The organism is Peribacillus frigoritolerans (genome assembly GCF_004358755.1).
In the GTDB taxonomy this organism is placed as follows: Bacteria; Bacillota; Bacilli; order Bacillales; family Bacillaceae; genus Bacillus_P.
In genome coordinates, this window is record NZ_SMZY01000003.1 from 216,006 (window position 1) to 235,689 (window position 19,684).

Sequence of the window (19,684 nt, forward strand, 5' to 3'; positions counted from 1 at the left end):
ATACTATCATAATCGATTTCCCCATCAATTGCTAAGAAAGATTGCATTTGTTTTGGTCACCCTAAGGTTACGGAGGTGTTTGCGATGAAGAAAATCGCGTTCACGGCATCCTTAATAGGTATGATCATCATGACTGGATGCCAGAATACTGCAAGTGAAAATGAATTGTTTGAGGATAACGGCAATACCGTAAATGTTAACAACGAAAATGGCATAAAAAACGGAAAAGATACTAACTCCGGTTTTGGCTATGTGCGTCATGTAAAAAACAATTTAGCTCAGGAAAATGATTACGACAAAGTGCCTCAAGTTGATTACGAAAAGACGGCTAATGCCATTTCCAGCTTAATCGTTCAACTTCCTAATATCCAGGATGTGGCAACACTTGTTACCGATGAAGAAGTCCTGATCGCCTATCAGTCGGATACGAAAAATCGAAATGAAACAGCGGATCAAGTGAAAAAAACGGCGATTTCCGTTGTTCCCAGATACTACCACGTTTACCTGTCCGATGATCCTGAGATGATTAAACAAGTCGAAGGATACTCAGGCCTTGATCCAGAAAGCAGAGATATTGATCAAATTATCAATAATACAATAAAAGAAATGCTGAAATCACCACAAGGCCGCAAACTGAACAAAGGTGAAAACGCAAACGGAGAAGGCTACGGCGAAACAAACGAAAACCTTGATCAGGACATGAAGGACAAGTACGAACAGACCCGGTATAAATAGAAAAGCGGAATCGCCCCGGTTAGCGCAGGCAGACAGATAAGGATCCGACAGAAATGGCGCTTTTTGCCAATGCTTGCGGATCCGTTCTGGGCGATGGAGCTGGACAATGTAGAAAAGCGGAGCCGACTGGTAAGCCCCGACAATTTATTTATTTAAACAGATAGCAAAAGTACCCGCATCAATGATGCGGGTACTTTTATTAAGCCTGTGCCTGTCTTGCTTTAGTTGCTGCATTAACCTGCTCATCTGCATGATAGGAAGAACGAACAAGCGGACCTGCTTCACAGTGGCTGAAGCCTTTGCTCATTGCAATTTCCCGAAGCTCTGCAAATTCTTCAGGTGTGTAATATTTCATTACTTTAAGATGCTTTTTTGAAGGCTGCAAGTATTGGCCGATTGTCATAATGTCAACATTGTTTGCACGCAAATCATCCATTGTTTCGATGATTTCTTCTTTTGTTTCGCCAAGACCAATCATTAAGCTTGATTTGGTCGGAATATCAGGCTGCATTTCTTTAGCGCGGCGCAGAAATTCGAGGGAACGGTCATATTTTGCACGTGCGCGAACTCTTGGAGTCAAACGTTTTACGGTTTCAATATTATGGTTTAGTATATCCGGTTTTGCGTCCATGAGTGTTTTTAAGTTTTCTTCCACTCCGCCCATATCAGATGGCAGTACTTCAATTGAAGTAAATGGACTTTTGCGGCGTACTGCACGGACTGTCTCGGCAAATACGTTTGCTCCCCCGTCACGCAGATCATCTCTTGCAACCGCTGTAATAACAGCATGTTTTAAGTTCATCAATGCTACTGAATCTGCAACGCGTTCCGGCTCTTGTAAATCAAGTTCAGTCGGCAACCCTGTTTTTACCGCACAGAAACGGCATGCACGAGTGCACACAGCGCCAAGAATCATAAATGTTGCAGTGCGTCTTACTGCCCAGCATTCATGAATATTGGGACATTTCGCTTCTTCACAAACGGTGTGAAGATTTTTTTCGCGCATCATTTTTTTTAAGCCTGTGTAATTTTCATTAGTGTTTAATTTTATTTTTAGCCAATCCGGCTTTCTCAGGTATTCTTCTTTCTTAGCCATCTGAATCATCTCCAGTATGTATTGTAAGTATTCCTCTGATTCTGCGAATGTTCAGCATAAAAGGAAAATTTAAAATGAAATAGGTACATTAGTCACTTTAACATAACAGAGCAAGCTAGGACAAGGGAAAGAGAGCGAAGCAATTTCTAACATTTTCTACATATGAATTTTCTTTATTACACCAAACTAAGGTTATGAAATTGGTTTAAAGGAGACCGGTAATGTGAGAAAAATATGGATCCTGTTTATTCTTTGTTTCATCTGCACCGCCCTGCCTGATCAGGTGCTCGGGGCAGATAAAAGCATCGAACAAATTAATCAAGAACGAATGAACTTATTTAAAAAAGCTGAAACCATTACTCAAATTCCCTGGTACGTACTGGCCTCTGTTGATCAATATGAGCGTAACGTAAGAAGAACCAGGAATGATATCCCTAAAGCAAAAGGCGTTATTGGCATCTATATTAAACCGGAAATATGGACTGGGCTGCAAAATCCAGATAAGTCTGACACCAACCCGACAAGCATCTCTTTATTTGGCGGGATTGGCATTGACGGAAATGGCGACGGCAAGGCGGAGCCTGACAATGACGAAGATGTGCTGTTTACGTTTGCAGCCTATTTGCTGTCGTATGGAGTTGATCTCGAAAACATTAAAATTGGTCTTTGGGATTACTATCAGCGTGATAAAACAATTGGATTGATTTCAGGGCATATGAAGCTTTTTCAAAAATACGGAAGATTGGATCTTGATCAGCATTCTTTCCCTGTCCCTATTCGCTTCAACTACAGCTTTAAAAACACATGGGGAGATGCACGCGGCTGGGGCGGCCGAAGAATACATGAAGGCACAGACATCTTTGCCAATTACGGTGTTCCTGTGAGTTCTACTTGCTATGGAATCATTGAAATGAAAGGCTGGAACAGGTTTGGCGGCTGGAGGCTGGGAATTCGGGACAGCTCCAATACGTACCATTACTTTGCCCATCTGAATGGATTTGCAGATGGTCTTCAGGTAGGACAAATTGTGGAGCCCGGGCAGTTAATCGGTTCAGTCGGGAGCTCAGGCTATGGACCTCCAGGAACGTCTGGAAAGTTCCCTCCGCATCTTCATTATGGCATGTACAAAGATAATGGCAGAACAGAATGGTCATATGACCCTTATCCGCAATTAAAAGTATGGGAACGAGCAGAATACAGGAAAAGAAAAAGAAAATAAGGCAAGCGCAAGCGCCCGTTTAACTCCGACAGACAGATAAGGATCCGACAGAAAAGGCGCTTTTTGCCCATACTTTCGGATCCGTTCTGGCCGATGAGCCTGAGAGTTGGAGCTATACATCAATGCGTAAAAATTTTATACTTTTTTATTGCTTAAATAAACGGGTCAGCAATATACGCTGACCCGCATTTTAATTATGATCTTTTAGCTTTAACAACTGCATTAGCTATACTTGCAGCCAATCCGCCCCAAATAACAACCATGCCAACAATCATCATTGTAATTGCTCCGCCGCTCATTAGCGTGATACCTCCTTATCAGCTGGAAGCTCAATTGTATCCTTTTTCCATGTAATGAATGAGAACAGAATACCCACAATTAATGCTCCTGCTGCAACCAGCCACCCTGAATATAAAAGGAACTCACTTGAATAGGATCCTCCGCCATACGGCTCCGCTCTAAGCTTATCAATCATCATGTAGCCCAGAACGATAGGAGTAATGACACCTAAGCATACTTTCCACCATGCTCCTAATTGAATATCTGAAATCTGGTTGGCATGTTTTTGAAGATCTGTTGCTTGTCTAAGTATCCAAATAACAACGATTACTTCAACAAAACCTGCCAAAGTCACACCAAAGCTGTTGATAAACTCATCTGCTACGTCCAAGAAGTTAATTCCGCCTCTTGTAGCAAATAAAAGAGAAATGATTGCTGATATTCCTCCGCCGATAAATACGGCTTTTGTTCTGGAAACTTTAAATTTATCTTGTACACCTGCTACAAACGTTTCAACAATTGAAATGAGTGATGTTAATCCTGCAAGTGTCAGCGATGCGAAGAACAAGAAACCAAAAAGACCATTAAATGCCGGGAACTCATTAATAATTTGCGGGAATACGATAAAAGCTAAACCGATTCCTTTTGTAACAACTTCATTAACAGGAACACCCTGCTGCATTGCCATAAAACCAAGTGCACTGAATACTCCAATACCTGCAAGCAGTTCAAATGCAGAATTGCCGAATCCTGTAATAAATGCATTGTTCGTGATATCTGATTTTTTTGGAAGATAGCTTGAATAAGTAACCATAATTGCAAATGCGATGGATAAACTGAAGAAAATTTGTCCATATGCCGCTATCCATACTTTACCGTTAAAAATCATATCCCAATTCGGTTTGAAAAATGCTTCCAGACCCTGTGCTGCACCTTCTAAAGTTAATGCACGGATAACAATAATTAAGAATAAGAACACTAAGGTAGGAATAAAAATTTTATTTGCAAGTTCAATTCCTTTTTTAACACCTGCAAAGAGCACACCAAGTGTAACTAACCATACAATTAATAGCGGCAAAAGCACGCCTGGCGCAAACCCGCCAAATTCGCCGGGAGCTGCAGCCTGAAGATAGTCACTGAAAAGGAATGTCTGTGTATCTTTTCCCCAGCTTAAATTTAATGAAAAGCCGCTGTACGAGATTGCCCAAGCTATAATGACCGAGTAATACGTTGAAATGACAAATGCGATGCCGACCTGCCACCAGCCTAGCCATTCAAATTTTTTGTTTAGTCTTGCATACGTTAATGGTGCTGATCCGCGGTATTTATGACCAAGCGTAAATTCCATAACAAGCAGCGGAATTCCTGCAGTCAATAGTGCAAATAGATACGGAATGAAGAAGGATCCCCCTCCATTTTCATAAGCAACTCCCGGAAAGCGCCAGATGTTTCCTAAGCCAATTGCCGATCCCACAGCTGCTAAAATAAATCCTGCCCTTGTTCCCCATTGTGGACGATTTTCCATGATGAATTCCTCCTGCTTGCGTTCTAGTTGATTGAACAATGTAAATATTTATTATTTTCTGATATCGTTTGACTGTTTTCATTATAATCCGACAATTTTCCTATGTCAAAAGCTTTTTTGAAAATTTAGTATATTAATATGATAAAGTATTATGGCAAATGATGATTAGCAATGGGTATATAATCAGCTATTAAAGTAAAATAACTATTGCATTTACCCTTTTTATAACCAAATCGTATACCATTAAAAGATTCCTTTCTTTTATAATCAGTCTTAACAATTAAAAAGACAGCGGCTAATGGCACGCTGTCTTTACATACAGATATAATAGGAATCGGCACCATGATTTACCTTCCAGACGATTCCGCCGGCACATCGATTGCGGGAGGAGAACCCGCTCCGCCGCCATTGTAATAACTTGGCACCTGCCCCTGTACTGCTTTAATAGCAATTGGTATTGTGTTTCTGACTGTAGCTGTTTGAGTGGAAAAGGGAATGACCACTTCTACATTCACTTCAATTTCAACAGCAATCTCAATTAAAGCATTATTAATTCCATACTGCTGAATCGTTTCTTTTACGTCAGTCTGCACTTCCCCCACTACATAGAAGCGTACCGGCACCCTCGGTCCCAAGTTCCCGATCAGCGCATTATTTGTAGCTTGACCCAATGGAATGGAATAAATAATTCCCTCCCCCTGCTCATCTTTTGATATATGTTCTCCTTCAGGAAGCTCGAGTGCATCAATATTTCCTTTCGAAGCCTCTCTCAAGTTCGTTTGAATTTTATCTGTAGTTTTAGCAAGCACGCTTCTGACAAACTTCGCGTTGAAGTCGATTGTCGTCACATTCCCTTTTTCATCTGTATCAACAACAAACATTTCTTCCACATCAACGTCTTCTTTTATATCTTTATTAATTGCATTTTGAATAACGAGTGTTGCAATCCGTTTTGTTTCCGTTTCTGCAACAGTCATTAATGTCGGTTCAATTCCTTTATTGACGATCCATAGACCTGCGGCTGTAGAAAAAATAAAAAAGACAAGCGACAGCAGGAATACATAACGGAAAGGAAGCGGCCCCTTCTTATGAGGGCGTTTGCGGAATCTGGCCAATAATAAATCCCCCCTTTACATGATATGTTTATGCAGGCAAGGGGGGATGTACGCATTCTTTTTCATCTATGATTTTGAATGATATTTAAATAGCGATAGCAATAATATGGCGCTTTTGTTTATCTGGTATTACAGCATTCTTAACAGTGCATCTCTGCCGCTCATACCGATGTGTATGCCGCGATTTTCAGCTTCAAATGTAATGGATTCAAGAGGTGCATCAAGCAGCTGTTCAATGGTACGGACGCCGACTGCACGCCCAGCAATAATTCCGCGGTCTTTTAATTTTTCATTGAGCAAAGCTACATCAAGCGCGCCGCACATAATGTATCCCTTCTCACTAGTAACAGCCATAAAATTGGTTTTGGGCAATGCTACCGTAATAGCTGTAAACTGATTGTTTTCAATAATAATTGGTGTCATGGATACCATCGTAATTTCACACTCCCTTCCTTCTACAATTTATGAAGAAAGCAGACATGAAGTGTGAAAATTAGGCATTCTTGGACGAATGTCCCAGTTTTAGCTTCCAGGCTAGCAGATCCCTCAGCATTTCAGGCATATAATACGTTTTCTTTTCCGCATGGCCAATAGATGGATACAGGACACCAAGTGTAAACATATCCACTGTAGCTACTGCATAAATTCGTTCTGGCTGTATAGGTGCCCCTGATACCAGAATTTCTTTTACATGATGCAGACCGTCTTGTAATGGCTCTGTAAAAACCTTAATTCCGTCAAAAACCATTCGTCCCATAACATGGCCCCGGAAACCAAGACCCTTTAATTTCAGCTGCTCCATCCTCTCTGAGCGCGCTTCTAAAATAACTTCTTTTAAGACGTCTCCTTTTAAATAAACAGTACATGGATTAATAGGGTGCGGACAAATCCGGTGCAGATCCTTTTTAGTGACAGGGCCTTTATTAAGAGGTTCAAGCAGCATTCCTGCATTCACCATGCTGACCTCCCCATTGCACCACTCCTTAAGAGCTGAAGCTAAAATGTCCGGAAATTCAGACTCGCCAAACCAGTCCAATGATAAATCCTCTTCTAAAACGGCGACTGTTTCTGAGAGAATCTCATCACTTTTTATCGCTTCATTTATTAGAAACTGCTTTGTTTCTTCACTTTCAGGTTCTGAAAGAATGTTAATAACTTCAGCTTCCTTTGCGATTAACGTGCGGGATTTATCCACAGTGAGGGAAATATGCCCGACCAATCCACAGTTTTTACCTGCACCTGTCAATAAAGCGCCATGCAGAAGTTTTCCTTTTTCAAAGATATGATGAGTATGCGCCCCCAGTACGACATCAATTTCCGGAAACTCTTTTGCCACGATTTCATCATCATTAATTCCTAAATGAGAAAGCAAAATGATGATATCCGCTTCGTCTTTTACCATCTCGATTGTTTCTTTCAAACTTTGAAACGGATCTTTTATTTTCCAGCCAAGCAAATGATAAAATTTTTCGTAAAAAACGCTTACTCCCAGTAATACTGCCTTGGTGCCATCAGAGAGAGTCATGATTTCATAAGGCTTCACCCAGCTGGGACGTTCCCCGAGTTCTGTGTATAAGTTTGAAAGAATAACCGGAAAACGCGCATGTGTGTATAAAGTGTCGAGTGCCTCATGGGGGAGAGTGATCCCCTCATTGTTGCCGATTGTAACAGCATCATAATTTAGTGCATTAAGAAGTTCCACATTTGCTTTTCCCTGTGTTGCTTCTGTTATGGGATGAACACGGTCGATGTGGTCTCCCACGTCTACTAAAATCATGTCTTCTCCGTTTGCAGCATGCATTTTTTTCATTCTTTTTAAATAGTGGGCAACTTTTGGCCAGTTTTCAAAATAACTGTGCAAATCATTTGTGTGATATAGATGAATGGTCTCTGCCATTTACATTCTCCTCAATTAAAAAATACCTTCATAAATCAGTTTTAATCCGGCAGCGATCAGAACGAGCCGAAGCAGATTAATTACAGCTTTACCGGAAAGCTTCGCCGCAATCATGGCTCCTGCTTTCCCTCCAGCCCAAGCACCGGGTATTAAAGCTAAAGCAAAAAGCCAGTTCACATTTCCAAGAGCAATATGCATAACAGAGCTTGATATACCTGATAAAAAAATAATGAACATCGACGTAGCCACTGCTATATGCGGAGGAAATAAGAAAAGCAGCACCATTGCAGGCACCATTAAAGCTCCGCCGCCAATTCCAAACAGCCCTGAGATAAATCCAACTCCAAATGAAATAAAGACCGCAGGGACAGGCTTGTAAAAATAAGCAGCTTCTTGGCCGTTTTCAGATGGATAATAGCGGATCACATCCCCCTGCCCCGGCTCTCTGTATTTTGGCTTCCATTTATCTCTCATCATAAGAAGCAGTGAGACAAAAATCATGAATAGCCCAAAATAAAGGGAGAATGAATCCAAATTCAAATATTTATTAAGATAAGCGCCTATTATACCTCCAGGCCCGCTTCCGATAAAAAAAATCAAGCCGCTTTTATAATCCACTTTTTTAACCTTCATATAAGCAAGCGTTGAGGATAAACCAGTAAAAATGACGACAAGCAAAGAAGTTCCGACTGCCGTCTGCGGAGTTACATTTTCAAAAATCGTAAAATAAGCAGAGGAAAAAAGCATAGCCGGTACAACAATAATTCCTCCGCCAAGACCAACAAGACTCCCGATCGTGCCGGCAATAAATCCGATCAGAACAAGAAAAACCCATTCCATTTACTCCAACTCATTTCCGTTTATTCTCCGCTGAATAAATCCAGCTGCCTGGGTGCCAAGTCTTCATACTCTATATTTAAAAGCTTTTGCATCTGTTTTGCATTGTCTGCTGCATCTCCGCCTGAATTATTATTAAAGAGAAGATAAACATCTTTAGTTGAATCTTTCAATTGATCGATATTCTCACGCCAATCCTGCAATTCCTGCTGATTGTACCGATATAGATACCTGACCTCACGCCATTCTTCACCATTTGCAGGTCTTGTCCAGCCATGCACATTTCTGCCGTGCATCCGGATTAACGTTTTATTTTCATCTGTCGCTCTTACTACAGCAGGAATGGACCCGCCACCAGCCTGAGGCTCATCACAAATGCTGTGAATCCACTTTTCCTGTTCCATAAAAGTGAGGGTCTTTTCATATGTATCAGGCACAAACCATGATTGATGCCTGAATTCTAAGGCAACTGGAACGGAGCCCATTTGCTTTCTGCACCATCTCAAATACCTGACATTCTCCTTTTTGCATTCAAACCATGGCGGGAATTGAAATAAAACCATCGCAAGCTTGCCTGCAGCCTGATACGGTTCAATCGAATAATGGAAAGCCTGGAACATCTCTTCTTTAGAATCAAAAGGAATATCTCCCCGCTGATGTCCTGTCATTCCCTGATACGCTTTCACGATAAATTGAAAGCTGTCTGGCGTTTCCTTCACCCATTTTTCTGCGTTGCGCTGAGGCTGAACAGCATAGAAGCTTGCATCCACTTCAACGATCGGAAAATGTCCAGAGTACTCTTTCAGCTTGTCTCCAGACGAAATCCCATTAGGATAAAGTGAATCATGATCTCCCCAGCCTGTAAGTCCAATATAAATCAATCTGCGTTCAGCCTCCTTTTTCGTTTTTGTAGGTTCTTTTATGATACTACATGGATAAGATATTTTCATTCTGCATGGCCTGTGCAGTTAAGAAAAGGACAAACGTCTTAGGCAGGTACTCCCTCGGCTTACTGAAGATTACCTGTAGTGTGTTTTCAATTTTTTATTAGAGCACTTCACATATAACGGGTGCTGTTATAAAGTGCTGCAATTCGAGTTTTAAAGCACTTCGCTGATAGGGAAGGTATTATAAAGTGCTTCAATCCGAGTTTTAAAGCACTTCACATACACGGGTGCTGCTATAAAGTGCTGCAACCTGGTTTTTGGAGCACTTCACTTATTCAGATCATGCTATAAAGTGCTCCAAGCCGTTTTTTGGAGCACTTCACATATACGGGTGCTGTTATAAAGTGCTGCAATTCCGGTTTTAAAGCATTTCACGTACACGGGTGCTGCTATAAAGTGCTGCAATCCGTTTTTTTGAGCACTTCACTGATTCAGATCATGCTATAAAGTGCTCCAAGCCGCTTTTTGGAGCACTTCACATATACGGGTGCTGTTATAAAGTGCTGCAATTCGGGTTTTAAAGCACTTCACATACACGGGTGCTGCTATAAAGTGCTGCAACCCGGTTTTTTGAGCACTTCACTGATTCAGATTATGTTATAAAGTGCTCCAAGCCGCTTTTTGGAGCACTTCACATATACGGATGCTGTTATAAAGTGCTGTAATTCGGGTTTTAAAGCACTTCACATACACGGGTGCTGCTATAATGTGCTGCAACCCGGTTTTTGGAGCACTTCACTTATTCAGATCATGCTATAAAGTGCCCCAATTCGGGTTTTAAAGCACTTCGCTGATAGGGAAGGTATTATAAAGTGCTCCAATCCGAGTTTTAAAGCACTTCACATTTAAAGAAAGTCTCTAAAGTATTCCTATCCGCTTATTAAAAAACTTCACATATTAGAAGGGTATTATAATCCACCCCTCCTATCATTCCCCATACAAAAAAGCTCACCGCGACTGGTGAGCTTTTCTTCATTCTATTAACCGATAGAGCCTTCCATTTCGAACTTGATCAAACGGTTCATTTCAACCGCATATTCCATTGGAAGTTCTTTTGTAAATGGCTCAATGAATCCCATTACGATCATTTCAGTTGCTTCTTCTTGTGAAATACCGCGGCTCATGAGATAGAATAGCTGCTCTTCAGATACTTTTGAAACCTTTGCTTCATGCTCTAAAGAGATGTTATCATTGAAGATTTCGTTATATGGAATTGTATCAGATGTAGACTGATTATCCATGATTAACGTATCACACTCAATGTTTGAACGTGCGCCTTCAGCTTTGCGGCCGAAGTGGACAATTCCGCGGTATGTTACTTTTCCGCCTTGTTTAGAGATTGATTTTGAAACGATCGTTGAAGACGTATTAGGTGCTAAGTGAATCATTTTCGCACCTGCGTCCTGATGCTGCCCTTTGCCTGCTAATGCAATGGATAATGTCATACCGCGTGCGCCTTCACCCTTAAGGATGACAGCCGGGTATTTCATTGTTAATTTAGATCCAATATTTCCATCGATCCATTCCATTGTTGCGTTCTTTTCACAAACTGCACGTTTTGTAACAAGGTTGAATACGTTGTTCGCCCAGTTTTGAATAGTTGTATAACGGCAGTAGCCGCCATCTTTTACGATAATTTCAACTACAGCACTGTGAAGTGAATTCGTCGTGTAGACAGGAGCTGTACAGCCCTCTACATAGTGCACATGTGCGCCTTCATCAACAATAATCAGCGTACGCTCGAACTGACCCATGTTTTCAGAGTTAATGCGGAAGTATGCCTGAAGCGGAGTATCAACTTTGATGCCTTTTGGCACATAGATGAATGAACCTCCAGACCATACAGCTGAGTTTAGAGCTGAGAACTTGTTATCTGTGGGCGGTATGATTTTGCCAAAGTGCTCGCGGAAAATGTCTTCATTTTCTTTAAGTGCTGAATCTGTGTCTTTAAAAACAATGCCCAGGTCTTCAAGGTCTTCTTTCATGTTGTGGTATACAACCTCAGATTCGTACTGAGCGGATACACCAGATAAATATTTTTGTTCTGCTTCAGGAATTCCAAGTTTATCAAACGTACGTTTGATTTCCTCGGGTACTTCATCCCAAGAGCGCTCTGATTTCTCAGATGGTTTTACGTAGTACGTAATTTCATCGAAGTTCAGTGCAGCCATATCGCCGCCCCATTGAGGCATTGGCATGTTATAGAAGTGCTCCAGTGATTTCAGACGGAAATCAAGCATCCATTGTGGCTCGCTTTTCATGCGAGAAATTTCTTCAACTATTTCTTTAGTTAATCCGCGCTTTGAACGGAAAATCGAAACGTCTTTATCAGCAAATCCATACTTGTAATCGCCGATTTCTGGCATTTTTTTAGCCATCCGTTTTCACTCCAATCATAGTAGAACGAGGTCTGCCCTCATTCTTTTTCTTGGCTATGGACCCCTTTTTCCATCGCCTTCCAGGCTAGTGTTGCACATTTGATTCGTGCAGGGAATTTAGCAACACCTTGCAATGCTTCAATATCCTCAAGCTCAACATCATCATCGTAATCTTTTCCTTGCATCATGTCTGAAAAGATTTTAGATAGCTTTAAAGCTGTTTCGACCGATTGACCTTTAATCGCTTGAGTCATCATTGATGCTGATGACATTGAAATCGAACAGCCTTCACCGTCGAACTTTGCATCCTTAATGCTGCCGTCTTCAATCTGCAGCGTTAAGCGAATACGATCGCCGCATGTAGGGTTATTCATATCTATAGTTAAACTATCTTCGAGTACACCTTTGTTCCGCGGGTTTTTATAGTGATCCATAATGACCTGGCGGTACAGAGTGTCCAGATTATTAAAAGACATTCGTGAAGTACTCCTTTGTTTTTATGATTCCTGCAACAAGCTTATCAACTTCCTCTTCTGTGTTGTACAGGTAAAAACTAGCACGAGCTGTCGAGGAAACATTCAGCCATTTCATTAAAGGCTGTGCACAGTGATGGCCGGCACGGACTGCTATGCCTTCAGCATCCAGTACTGTGGCTACATCATGCGGATGCACATCTTCAATATTGAATGTCACAAGACCGGCACGCTTTTTAGGACCGTAAATTGTGATGCCTTCAACTTCTGAAAGTCTCTCAAGTGCGTAATCAGCAAGCTTGTGCTCATATGCTTCAATGTTTTCAAGACCGATTTCTTCAAGGAAATCAATGGCAGCACCAAGCCCGATTGCACCTGCGATAATTGGCGTTCCGGCTTCAAACTTCCATGGAAGCTCTTTCCATGTGGATTCGTATAATCCGACGAAATCAATCATTTCGCCGCCAAACTCAACAGGCTCCATGTTTTCAAGAAGCGCTTTTTTGCCGTACAGGACTCCAACACCAGTCGGGCCGCACATTTTATGAGCAGAAAAAGCAAAGAAATCACAATTTAAATCTTGAACATCAATTTTCATATGCGGAGCACTCTGCGCACCGTCAACAACCATAATCGCACCTTTGCTGTGGGCTAACTCGGCAATTTCTTTTATAGGATTTATTGTTCCCAATACATTAGAAACTTGCATGACAGAAACAATTTTAGCTGAATCTGTGATCGTTTCACGGGCATCTTCAAGGGAAATCGTGCCATCCTCCTGCAAAGGAATATACTTAAGTACCGCACCAGTAGCTTTGGCAAGCTGCTGCCAAGGTATGACGTTTGCATGGTGTTCCATATGTGTAATCACAATCTCATCGCCAGCTTGGAGATTTGCGCGTCCATAGCTCGCTGCTACTGTATTCAATGCAGTAGTAGCACCGCGTGTGAAAATGATTTCTTCTGCAGAATGAGCATTAATGAACTTTCTTACCTTTTCGCGTGCTCCTTCGTAGCCATCCGTAGCCTTTGTGCCCAGTGTGTGAACACCTCGATGTACGTTGGAATTGTATTCTCTATAGTAGCGGTCTAACGCTTCAATGACCGGCAGCGGCTTCTGAGAAGTCGCTGCACTGTCAAGATAAACAAGATTCTGTCCATTTACTTGCTGATCCAATATCGGGAAGAGTGAACGGATATCTTGGATATTCATTACTTAACTTTCCTTTCAATGACCTCAACAAGCTGTTTCTTCACGCCTTCAATTGGCAGAACCTTAACGACAGGCGCAAGGAAGCCATGAATGACAAGACGCTCAGCTTCAACTTTAGAAATTCCGCGGCTCATCAAGTAATACAATTGAAGCGGATCAACGCGGCCTACAGAAGCAGCATGTCCAGCGGTTACATCGTCCTCGTCAATTAATAGAATCGGATTTGCATCTCCGCGGGCTTTTTCGCTAAGCATAAGAACTCTTGATTCCTGCTCTGCATTTGATTTAGAAGCACCATGCTCGATTTTGCCGATGCCGTTGAAGACAGATGAAGCACTGTCTTTCATTACGCCGTGCTTTAAGATGTAGCCTTCGGAATTTTTGCCGAAGTGAATGACTTTTGTTGTGAAGTTTTGAATTTGACTTCCTCGTCCGACAACAACTGATTTCGTGTCCCCATAAGAGCCGTCACCCATCAGGTATGTTGTGTTTTCAGAAATCGTATTGCCGTCATTCATCAAACCAAGCGCCCATTCAATGCGGGCATCGCGTGCAGCAGTTCCGCGGCGGTTTACATACGTAGTAACACCTTTATTTAGATGGTCAACAGCACCGTAAGTGACTTTTGCATTATTGTTTGCAAATACTTCCGTTACAATGTTGAAAATCGATCCTTCTGTTTCTGTTGTTGAAATGTAGTTTTCAACATAAGTGACAGAGCTGTTGTCATCTGCTGCAACGATAACATGGTTGAAAAGAGTCGTTTCAGGATTTTCATGCACATACACAGCCTGAAGAGGTGCTGTTACCTCAACGTTTTTAGGAACATATACAAACACTCCGCCGTTCATAAGAGCTGCATGAAGAGCTGTTAAACGATGCTCATCAACTTTTACACCGTCAGTCATGAAATACTTTTGCACAAGCTCAGAATGTTCGCGTGCAGCCGTGTGAATATCCGTGAAGATAACACCCTGGTCTTTCAATTCCTGAGACAGAGATGTGTAAGACGGTGTTGTATCCAATTGGATATATAGATTTTTATTCTCATCTTCAAGATCAATTAAAGCTTTCACTTCATCACTTAAATCATTAAGGGATGCTAAAGGTTTGCTTTTAACTGAATGTGTCTGGAATTGTGTGAAATTCCATTTATCAATTTTCGTTTTATCCGGTCTAGGCATTGAAAGGTCTTCAGCTTTTGCAAGAGCTTGTAAGCGCAGTTCTTTAAGCCATTCCGGTTCACCGAGTTCATTTGAGAAACCCGTGACATAGTCGTGGTTGAATTTCGTCTCTACTGTCATCTTAATCCCCCTAACGCTTACGCTTCTTGACCAACAGTCTCGTCTTCGATGCCAAGCTCTTGTTTAATCCAGTCATAGCCTTCTGATTCTAAACGCTGTGAAAGCTCAGGACCGCCTGATTTAACGATGCGTCCCTGCATCATTACGTGTACATGATCAGGTGTGATGTAGTTTAACAGGCGCTGATAGTGAGTGATGATCAGGCAGCCGAACTCTTCGTTCCGCATTTGGTTAATGCCTTTTGATACAACTTTTAATGCATCGATATCAAGACCTGAATCGATTTCATCAAGAATCGCGATTTTAGGCTGGATCATCATTAATTGAAGAATCTCATTGCGTTTTTTCTCTCCGCCTGAGAATCCTTCATTCAGGTAACGCTGTGCCATATCAGGATCCATTTCAAGGAATTCCATGTTGGAGTCCATTTTGCGGATAAATTTCATCAAAGAAATTTCCTGTCCTTCTTCTTTGCGTGCATTAATAGAAGAACGAAGGAAGTCAGCATTTGTAACCCCGCTGATTTCACTTGGATATTGCATCGCTAAAAATAGACCTGCACGAGCGCGCTCATCTACTTCCATCTCAAGAACATCTTCACCGTCAAGAGTGATGCTTCCTTTTGTTACCTCATATTTAGGATGCCCCATGATCGCAGATGATAATGTCGATTTACCAGTACCATTCGGTCCCATGATCGCGTGGAATTCCCCGCCTTTTATTTCAAGGTTTACACCTTTTAAAATTTCTTTTCCGTCAATTTCAACATGTAAATCTTTAATAACTAAAGTAGAACCTGCCATAAATAACTATACCTCCAATAATCTATAAGATCTCAATTTAATCATTCTCATTTTATTCTCATTCTAATTTTATAACAAATGAAATGTGAATACAACTTTTTCAGAGGCTTGCCTGATTGGGACGGATATATTTATAACTCAAAAGGAACCAGCCAGTGACTGATTCCTTTAAGATTGTTCTATTAATTCATTTTGCGATCTAATTCTGCAAATAGCTGTTTGCTTTGCTGATAATCTTTTTCACGATTCTTTTCTACTTCCATACGCTTTTCATGGTTTCTGCTGTACACTGCATATCCCATTTTATGAGACTGCATTAAGGCTTTTTCCATTTCAGTTGTGTAATTCAAATCAAGCTTTTGCTGACTTGCGTAGATAATGAATCATCCTTTCAAGGTTTATCAATTAGTACTATTACATGATAACACCTGGGCAAAAGAGCCTCAAACATCATATAGATGGATATGAAAGGATCGCGGTTCCTCATAGAGGATTTCAGCATTTAAGAATGCAATCTTATATAAATGCTCCTATATGCTCGAGTATGCTATTGCTTAAGCTGATTCAATTCTGTGATGCACTCTTGGACTAAGGTAACCGATTGGCTCATTGCCGCACCGCCGCCAAAAGCTGCAGTCACTCCGACCGTTTCTAAAATTTCCTGTTCGCTTGCCCCCTGATCTAAGCACCCTTTTGTATGATAAATAATACAATATTCATCTTGTGAATAGATGCTGATGCCCAGCGCAATTAACTGCTTTTCTTTTTGGGAAAGTGTTCCTTCTTTAAAACATTCTTGCGTGAATTCATTATAGAGGTGTGCAAGCTCAGGCATCTTCTCTGTAAAAACACCGAGACCTTCTTTGTAATTATGCAAAGCGGCTTCACTGCTGTTTCTCGCTTCAAAATGCTGCATCTTTTTTCAGCTCCATTCCTGATATTAATCACCGTTAGTATGCAAAAAATGAGGGAGATGTATGCGTGAAAAGAGTTTTAGGGATGCATTTATTCTTGATTTCTACTATATTATAATGACCATTTCAGAAAAAAAGAGAGCACCTTGTTTCGATGCTCTCTTGCCATTTATTTTCCGTCTACAGGAACAACTGCACCTTCATATTTTTCTTCAATGAACGATTGAATTTCTTTTGAATGAAGCACTTCAACTAAAGCTTTGATTTCTTCTTTGTTTTCGTCGCCTTTGCGGACAGTGATGATGTTAACGTATGGTGATTCTGAACCTTCAAGTGCAATCGCATCTTTTTGAGGATTGAGACCTGCGCCAATTGCATAGTTCGTATTAATTAAAACGGCATCGCCTTCGTCATTGTTATAAGCCTGAGGCAGAATACTTGCTTCTACATCTGCTTTGAATTTAAGATTCTTTTTGTTTTCATCGATATCATCAACTGTTGCAGTCGTTTTATCGACACCTTCTTTAATCGTGATTAAGCCTTCGCTCTCAAGCAATGAAAGCATGCGGCCATGGTCTGCTACAGAATTGCTCATGATAATTGTGCCGCCCTCTGGAATATCTTCTAACGATTTATGTTTTTTAGAATAAACACCGATTGGCTCGATATGGATACCGCCTGCATTAACAAAGTCATAGTCTTTATTTTCTGCCATTTGAGACTCTAAATATGGAATGTGCTGGAAATAGTTTGCATCAATTTCTTTGCTGGCAAGTGATTTATTTGGCAGGATGTAATCCTGGAACGGCACGATATCCAGTTCAATGCCCTTTTCCTCAAGTAATGGCTGTGCCTCTTCAAGGATTTCAGCATGAGGTACATTTGATGCACCAATTTTAAGCGTTTTTGTATCTTCTCCTTCGCCGTTTCCGCCACCGGAACCACAAGCAGCAAGAGCGAAAGCGGATGTTGCGAATACAGCACTTAACAATAATTTCTTCATTTGAATTTCCTCCCTAACGTTTATCTAATTTTGATGTGATAAAGTCTCCAATAAATTGGATAATAAATACAATTACTAATATCAGGATTGTCGCAATCATTGTTACAGCATTATTATTCCTCTGGAAGCCTTCAAGAAATGCAAGATTTCCGAGTCCCCCGGCTCCGACTACCCCTGCCATGGCTGTATAGCCGACAAGAGCAATGGCTGTTACGGTAATTCCAGAGATTAGCGCTGGTGATGATTCCGGTATTAAAACCTTCCAGATGATCGTGGATGTTTTTGCCCCCATTGATCTTGCTGCCTCAATGACTCCCTTATCAATCTCACGCAGTGCAATTTCAACCATCCGCCCGTAAAACGGTGCAGCGCCAATGATTAAGGCCGGCAGTGCTGCTTTTGCCCCAAGGAACGTATCTAAAATTGCCTTTGTAAAAGGAATCAGCAGAATGATCAGGAGAATAAACGGAATGGACCTGAAAATATTCACGAATGCAGAAATAATGATATTAACCGGTTTATTTTCCCATATACCGCCTTTTGCCGTTAAGAATAATAGCAGTCCGAGTATTATGCCCAAGATAAAGGTTGCAGCTACAGAGAATCCTGTCATAAATAAAGTTTCACTGGTTGCTTCCCATACATTTTCCCATCTCACGTTCTCAAACATTCGCAATCACCTCCGCTTCTACTTCCTGACTGCGGATAAATGCCATTGCCTTATCCAGTTGATCAGGTTCCCCGTCCATATGAATGAACAAGGTTCCATATGATCCGCTTTGAGTTTGAGATATTTTCCCCTGAAGAATATTTACTTCAATTGGATGATTTCGGATAAGATTCGTAATGAGCGGACTTTCTGTTGAATCTCCCACAAATGTTAATTGAATAACCATTCCATACTTGTATTTCTCAAGAATTAATTCCATTGTTTCTTGCGTATCGTCCGGCTCTGTAATTTGTTTCACAAAGCGCTTCGTGATAGCCTGCTGAGGTTTTTTGAATACATCAAGTACCTGACCCTGCTCAACAATCCGTCCGTTTTCCATCACCGCAACCCGGTGACAGATTTTACGGATAACGTGCATTTCATGTGTAATCAGGACTATTGTTAAACCGAGCCTCTCGTTAATATCCACAAGCAGCTCGAGTATGGAATCTGTTGTTTGCGGGTCCAGTGCTGATGTAGCTTCATCACAAAGCAAAACCTTTGGATTATTCGCAAGAGCTCTCGCAATTCCGACACGCTGCTTTTGCCCTCCGCTCAGCTGGGATGGATAGGCATCTTCCCGTCCTTCAAGTCCTACAAGCTTAATGAGCTCTTCTACACGGTTTACCCGCTGCTCTTTTTTTACTCCGGCGATTTCTAATGGAAACGAAATATTTTCCCGGACTGTTCTTGACCAAAGGAGATTAAAATGCTGAAAGATCATACTGATTTCATGTCTTGCTTTTCTCAGCTCGTCTCCGCGAATTTTATCGATTTTTCTGCCGGCTACTTGTATAGAACCGCCTGTAGGCTTTTCAAGTCCATTCAGCAATCTGATCAGGGAGCTTTTTCCCGCTCCGCTATAACCGATAATTCCGAAAATTTCTCCTTGATTTATGTTCAAATCAACCGAATCAACCGCGGTAACATTTCCACTTTTGGATTGAAAGACTTTTTTGACATCCTTTAACGTAATCACGACTTCACCTTCTTCCAAAATTCAACTCACTATCTTTTTGCGCGAAATCTGTCAGATTCATGTTGAGATAAGAAAAGCGCAAGCGCCCGTTTAGCGCAGGCATGACAGATAAGGATCCGACAGAAAAGGCGCTTTTTGCCAATACTTTCGGAGCCGTTCTGGCCGAGGAGCCTGAGCGATTCCGCTCGCCATCGAAGCGCAAAATTTTATACTTTCTTATCTCTAAACAAAAATGCCTTTCTGCATAAATGAGCAGAA

20 protein-coding genes are annotated in these 19,684 nt (G+C 41.3%); 2 read left to right on the top strand and 18 right to left on the bottom strand.

Annotation, left to right across the window (positions count from 1 at the left end; translation table 11 throughout):
* Positions 1 to 84: 84 nt before the first annotated feature.
* On the top strand, positions 85 to 735 hold the full coding sequence (locus tag E2R53_RS14575; RefSeq protein WP_133312486.1) for a YhcN/YlaJ family sporulation lipoprotein: 651 nt from the start codon (positions 85 to 87) through the stop codon (positions 733 to 735).
* Positions 736 to 934: 199 nt separating this feature from the next.
* Here the strand turns inward: E2R53_RS14575 and lipA are convergent, their stop codons facing one another.
* Positions 935 to 1,831 carry a lipoyl synthase gene (gene lipA / locus E2R53_RS14580; protein WP_070874692.1) on the bottom strand — a complete coding sequence of 299 codons (897 nt, stop codon included), beginning with the start codon at positions 1,829 to 1,831 and terminating at the stop codon, positions 935 to 937.
* 271 nt (positions 1,832 to 2,102) lie between these two features.
* On the opposite strand from lipA, the gene E2R53_RS14585 reads away from it, so the two are divergent.
* Entirely contained in the window at positions 2,103 to 3,050 is a 948-nt protein-coding gene (locus E2R53_RS14585) for a M23 family metallopeptidase (protein ID WP_286166275.1), read from the top strand.
* Between the two features lie 194 nt (positions 3,051 to 3,244).
* Here the strand turns inward: E2R53_RS14585 and E2R53_RS14590 are convergent, their stop codons facing one another.
* The 17 genes from E2R53_RS14590 to E2R53_RS14665 all read right to left on the bottom strand — a co-directional run bounded on the left by E2R53_RS14590 (position 3,245) and on the right by E2R53_RS14665 (position 19,426).
* Entirely contained in the window at positions 3,245 to 3,349 is a 105-nt protein-coding gene (locus E2R53_RS14590; protein WP_133312487.1) for a methionine/alanine import family NSS transporter small subunit, read from the bottom strand.
* Positions 3,349 to 4,854 (bottom strand): sodium-dependent transporter, encoded by a 1,506-nt coding sequence (locus E2R53_RS14595; protein ID WP_133312488.1) that lies wholly within the window; start codon positions 4,852 to 4,854, stop codon positions 3,349 to 3,351. Before E2R53_RS14595 ends, E2R53_RS14590 begins: the two co-directional genes overlap by 1 nt.
* 347 nt (positions 4,855 to 5,201) lie before the next feature.
* Positions 5,202 to 5,969 carry a sporulation protein YunB gene (gene yunB / locus E2R53_RS14600; protein WP_133312489.1) on the bottom strand — a complete coding sequence of 256 codons (768 nt, stop codon included), beginning with the start codon at positions 5,967 to 5,969 and terminating at the stop codon, positions 5,202 to 5,204.
* A gap of 129 nt (positions 5,970 to 6,098) precedes the next feature.
* Entirely contained in the window at positions 6,099 to 6,401 is a 303-nt protein-coding gene (locus E2R53_RS14605) for a YunC family protein (protein ID WP_133312490.1), read from the bottom strand.
* Positions 6,402 to 6,462: 61 nt separating this feature from the next.
* Positions 6,463 to 7,866, bottom strand: a complete 1,404-nt coding sequence (locus E2R53_RS14610) for a bifunctional metallophosphatase/5'-nucleotidase (RefSeq protein WP_133312491.1) — start codon at positions 7,864 to 7,866, stop codon at positions 6,463 to 6,465.
* 15 nt (positions 7,867 to 7,881) lie between these two features.
* Positions 7,882 to 8,706: a sulfite exporter TauE/SafE family protein gene (locus E2R53_RS14615; RefSeq protein ID WP_133312492.1), complete on the bottom strand. Its 825-nt coding sequence runs from the start codon at positions 8,704 to 8,706 to the stop codon at positions 7,882 to 7,884.
* A gap of 20 nt (positions 8,707 to 8,726) precedes the next feature.
* Entirely contained in the window at positions 8,727 to 9,584 is an 858-nt protein-coding gene (locus tag E2R53_RS14620; RefSeq protein WP_133312493.1) for a DUF72 domain-containing protein, read from the bottom strand.
* A 1,046-nt stretch (positions 9,585 to 10,630) separates the two neighbouring features.
* Positions 10,631 to 12,028, bottom strand: a complete 1,398-nt coding sequence (sufB, locus tag E2R53_RS14625) for a Fe-S cluster assembly protein SufB (RefSeq protein ID WP_133312494.1) — start codon at positions 12,026 to 12,028, stop codon at positions 10,631 to 10,633.
* A gap of 38 nt (positions 12,029 to 12,066) precedes the next feature.
* A complete protein-coding gene (sufU, locus tag E2R53_RS14630) occupies positions 12,067 to 12,504 on the bottom strand; it encodes a Fe-S cluster assembly sulfur transfer protein SufU (RefSeq protein WP_070874708.1) in 438 nt (145 codons plus the stop codon).
* Entirely contained in the window at positions 12,494 to 13,714 is a 1,221-nt protein-coding gene (locus tag E2R53_RS14635; RefSeq protein ID WP_133312495.1) for a cysteine desulfurase, read from the bottom strand. Before E2R53_RS14635 ends, sufU begins: the two co-directional genes overlap by 11 nt.
* Entirely contained in the window at positions 13,714 to 15,018 is a 1,305-nt protein-coding gene (gene sufD, locus E2R53_RS14640) for a Fe-S cluster assembly protein SufD (protein WP_133312496.1), read from the bottom strand. Before sufD ends, E2R53_RS14635 begins: the two co-directional genes overlap by 1 nt.
* Before the next feature lie 17 nt (positions 15,019 to 15,035).
* Positions 15,036 to 15,821, bottom strand: coding sequence for a Fe-S cluster assembly ATPase SufC (sufC, locus tag E2R53_RS14645; protein WP_133312497.1), 786 nt, complete (start codon positions 15,819 to 15,821; stop codon positions 15,036 to 15,038).
* Positions 15,822 to 16,003: 182 nt separating this feature from the next.
* A complete protein-coding gene (locus tag E2R53_RS23595; RefSeq protein ID WP_286166278.1) occupies positions 16,004 to 16,138 on the bottom strand; it encodes a hypothetical protein in 135 nt (44 codons plus the stop codon).
* Between the two features lie 230 nt (positions 16,139 to 16,368).
* Complete coding sequence (locus E2R53_RS14650) at positions 16,369 to 16,737, bottom strand: carboxymuconolactone decarboxylase family protein (RefSeq protein ID WP_070874716.1); 369 nt, start codon at positions 16,735 to 16,737, stop codon at positions 16,369 to 16,371.
* A 167-nt stretch (positions 16,738 to 16,904) separates the two neighbouring features.
* Positions 16,905 to 17,738 carry a MetQ/NlpA family ABC transporter substrate-binding protein gene (locus E2R53_RS14655; protein ID WP_070874718.1) on the bottom strand — a complete coding sequence of 278 codons (834 nt, stop codon included), beginning with the start codon at positions 17,736 to 17,738 and terminating at the stop codon, positions 16,905 to 16,907.
* Positions 17,739 to 17,751: 13 nt separating this feature from the next.
* Positions 17,752 to 18,408 (bottom strand): methionine ABC transporter permease, encoded by a 657-nt coding sequence (locus E2R53_RS14660; protein ID WP_133312498.1) that lies wholly within the window; start codon positions 18,406 to 18,408, stop codon positions 17,752 to 17,754.
* Entirely contained in the window at positions 18,401 to 19,426 is a 1,026-nt protein-coding gene (locus E2R53_RS14665) for a methionine ABC transporter ATP-binding protein (protein ID WP_133312499.1), read from the bottom strand. The genes E2R53_RS14660 and E2R53_RS14665 overlap by 8 nt, the downstream gene beginning before the upstream one ends.
* Positions 19,427 to 19,684: the final 258 nt, after the last annotated feature.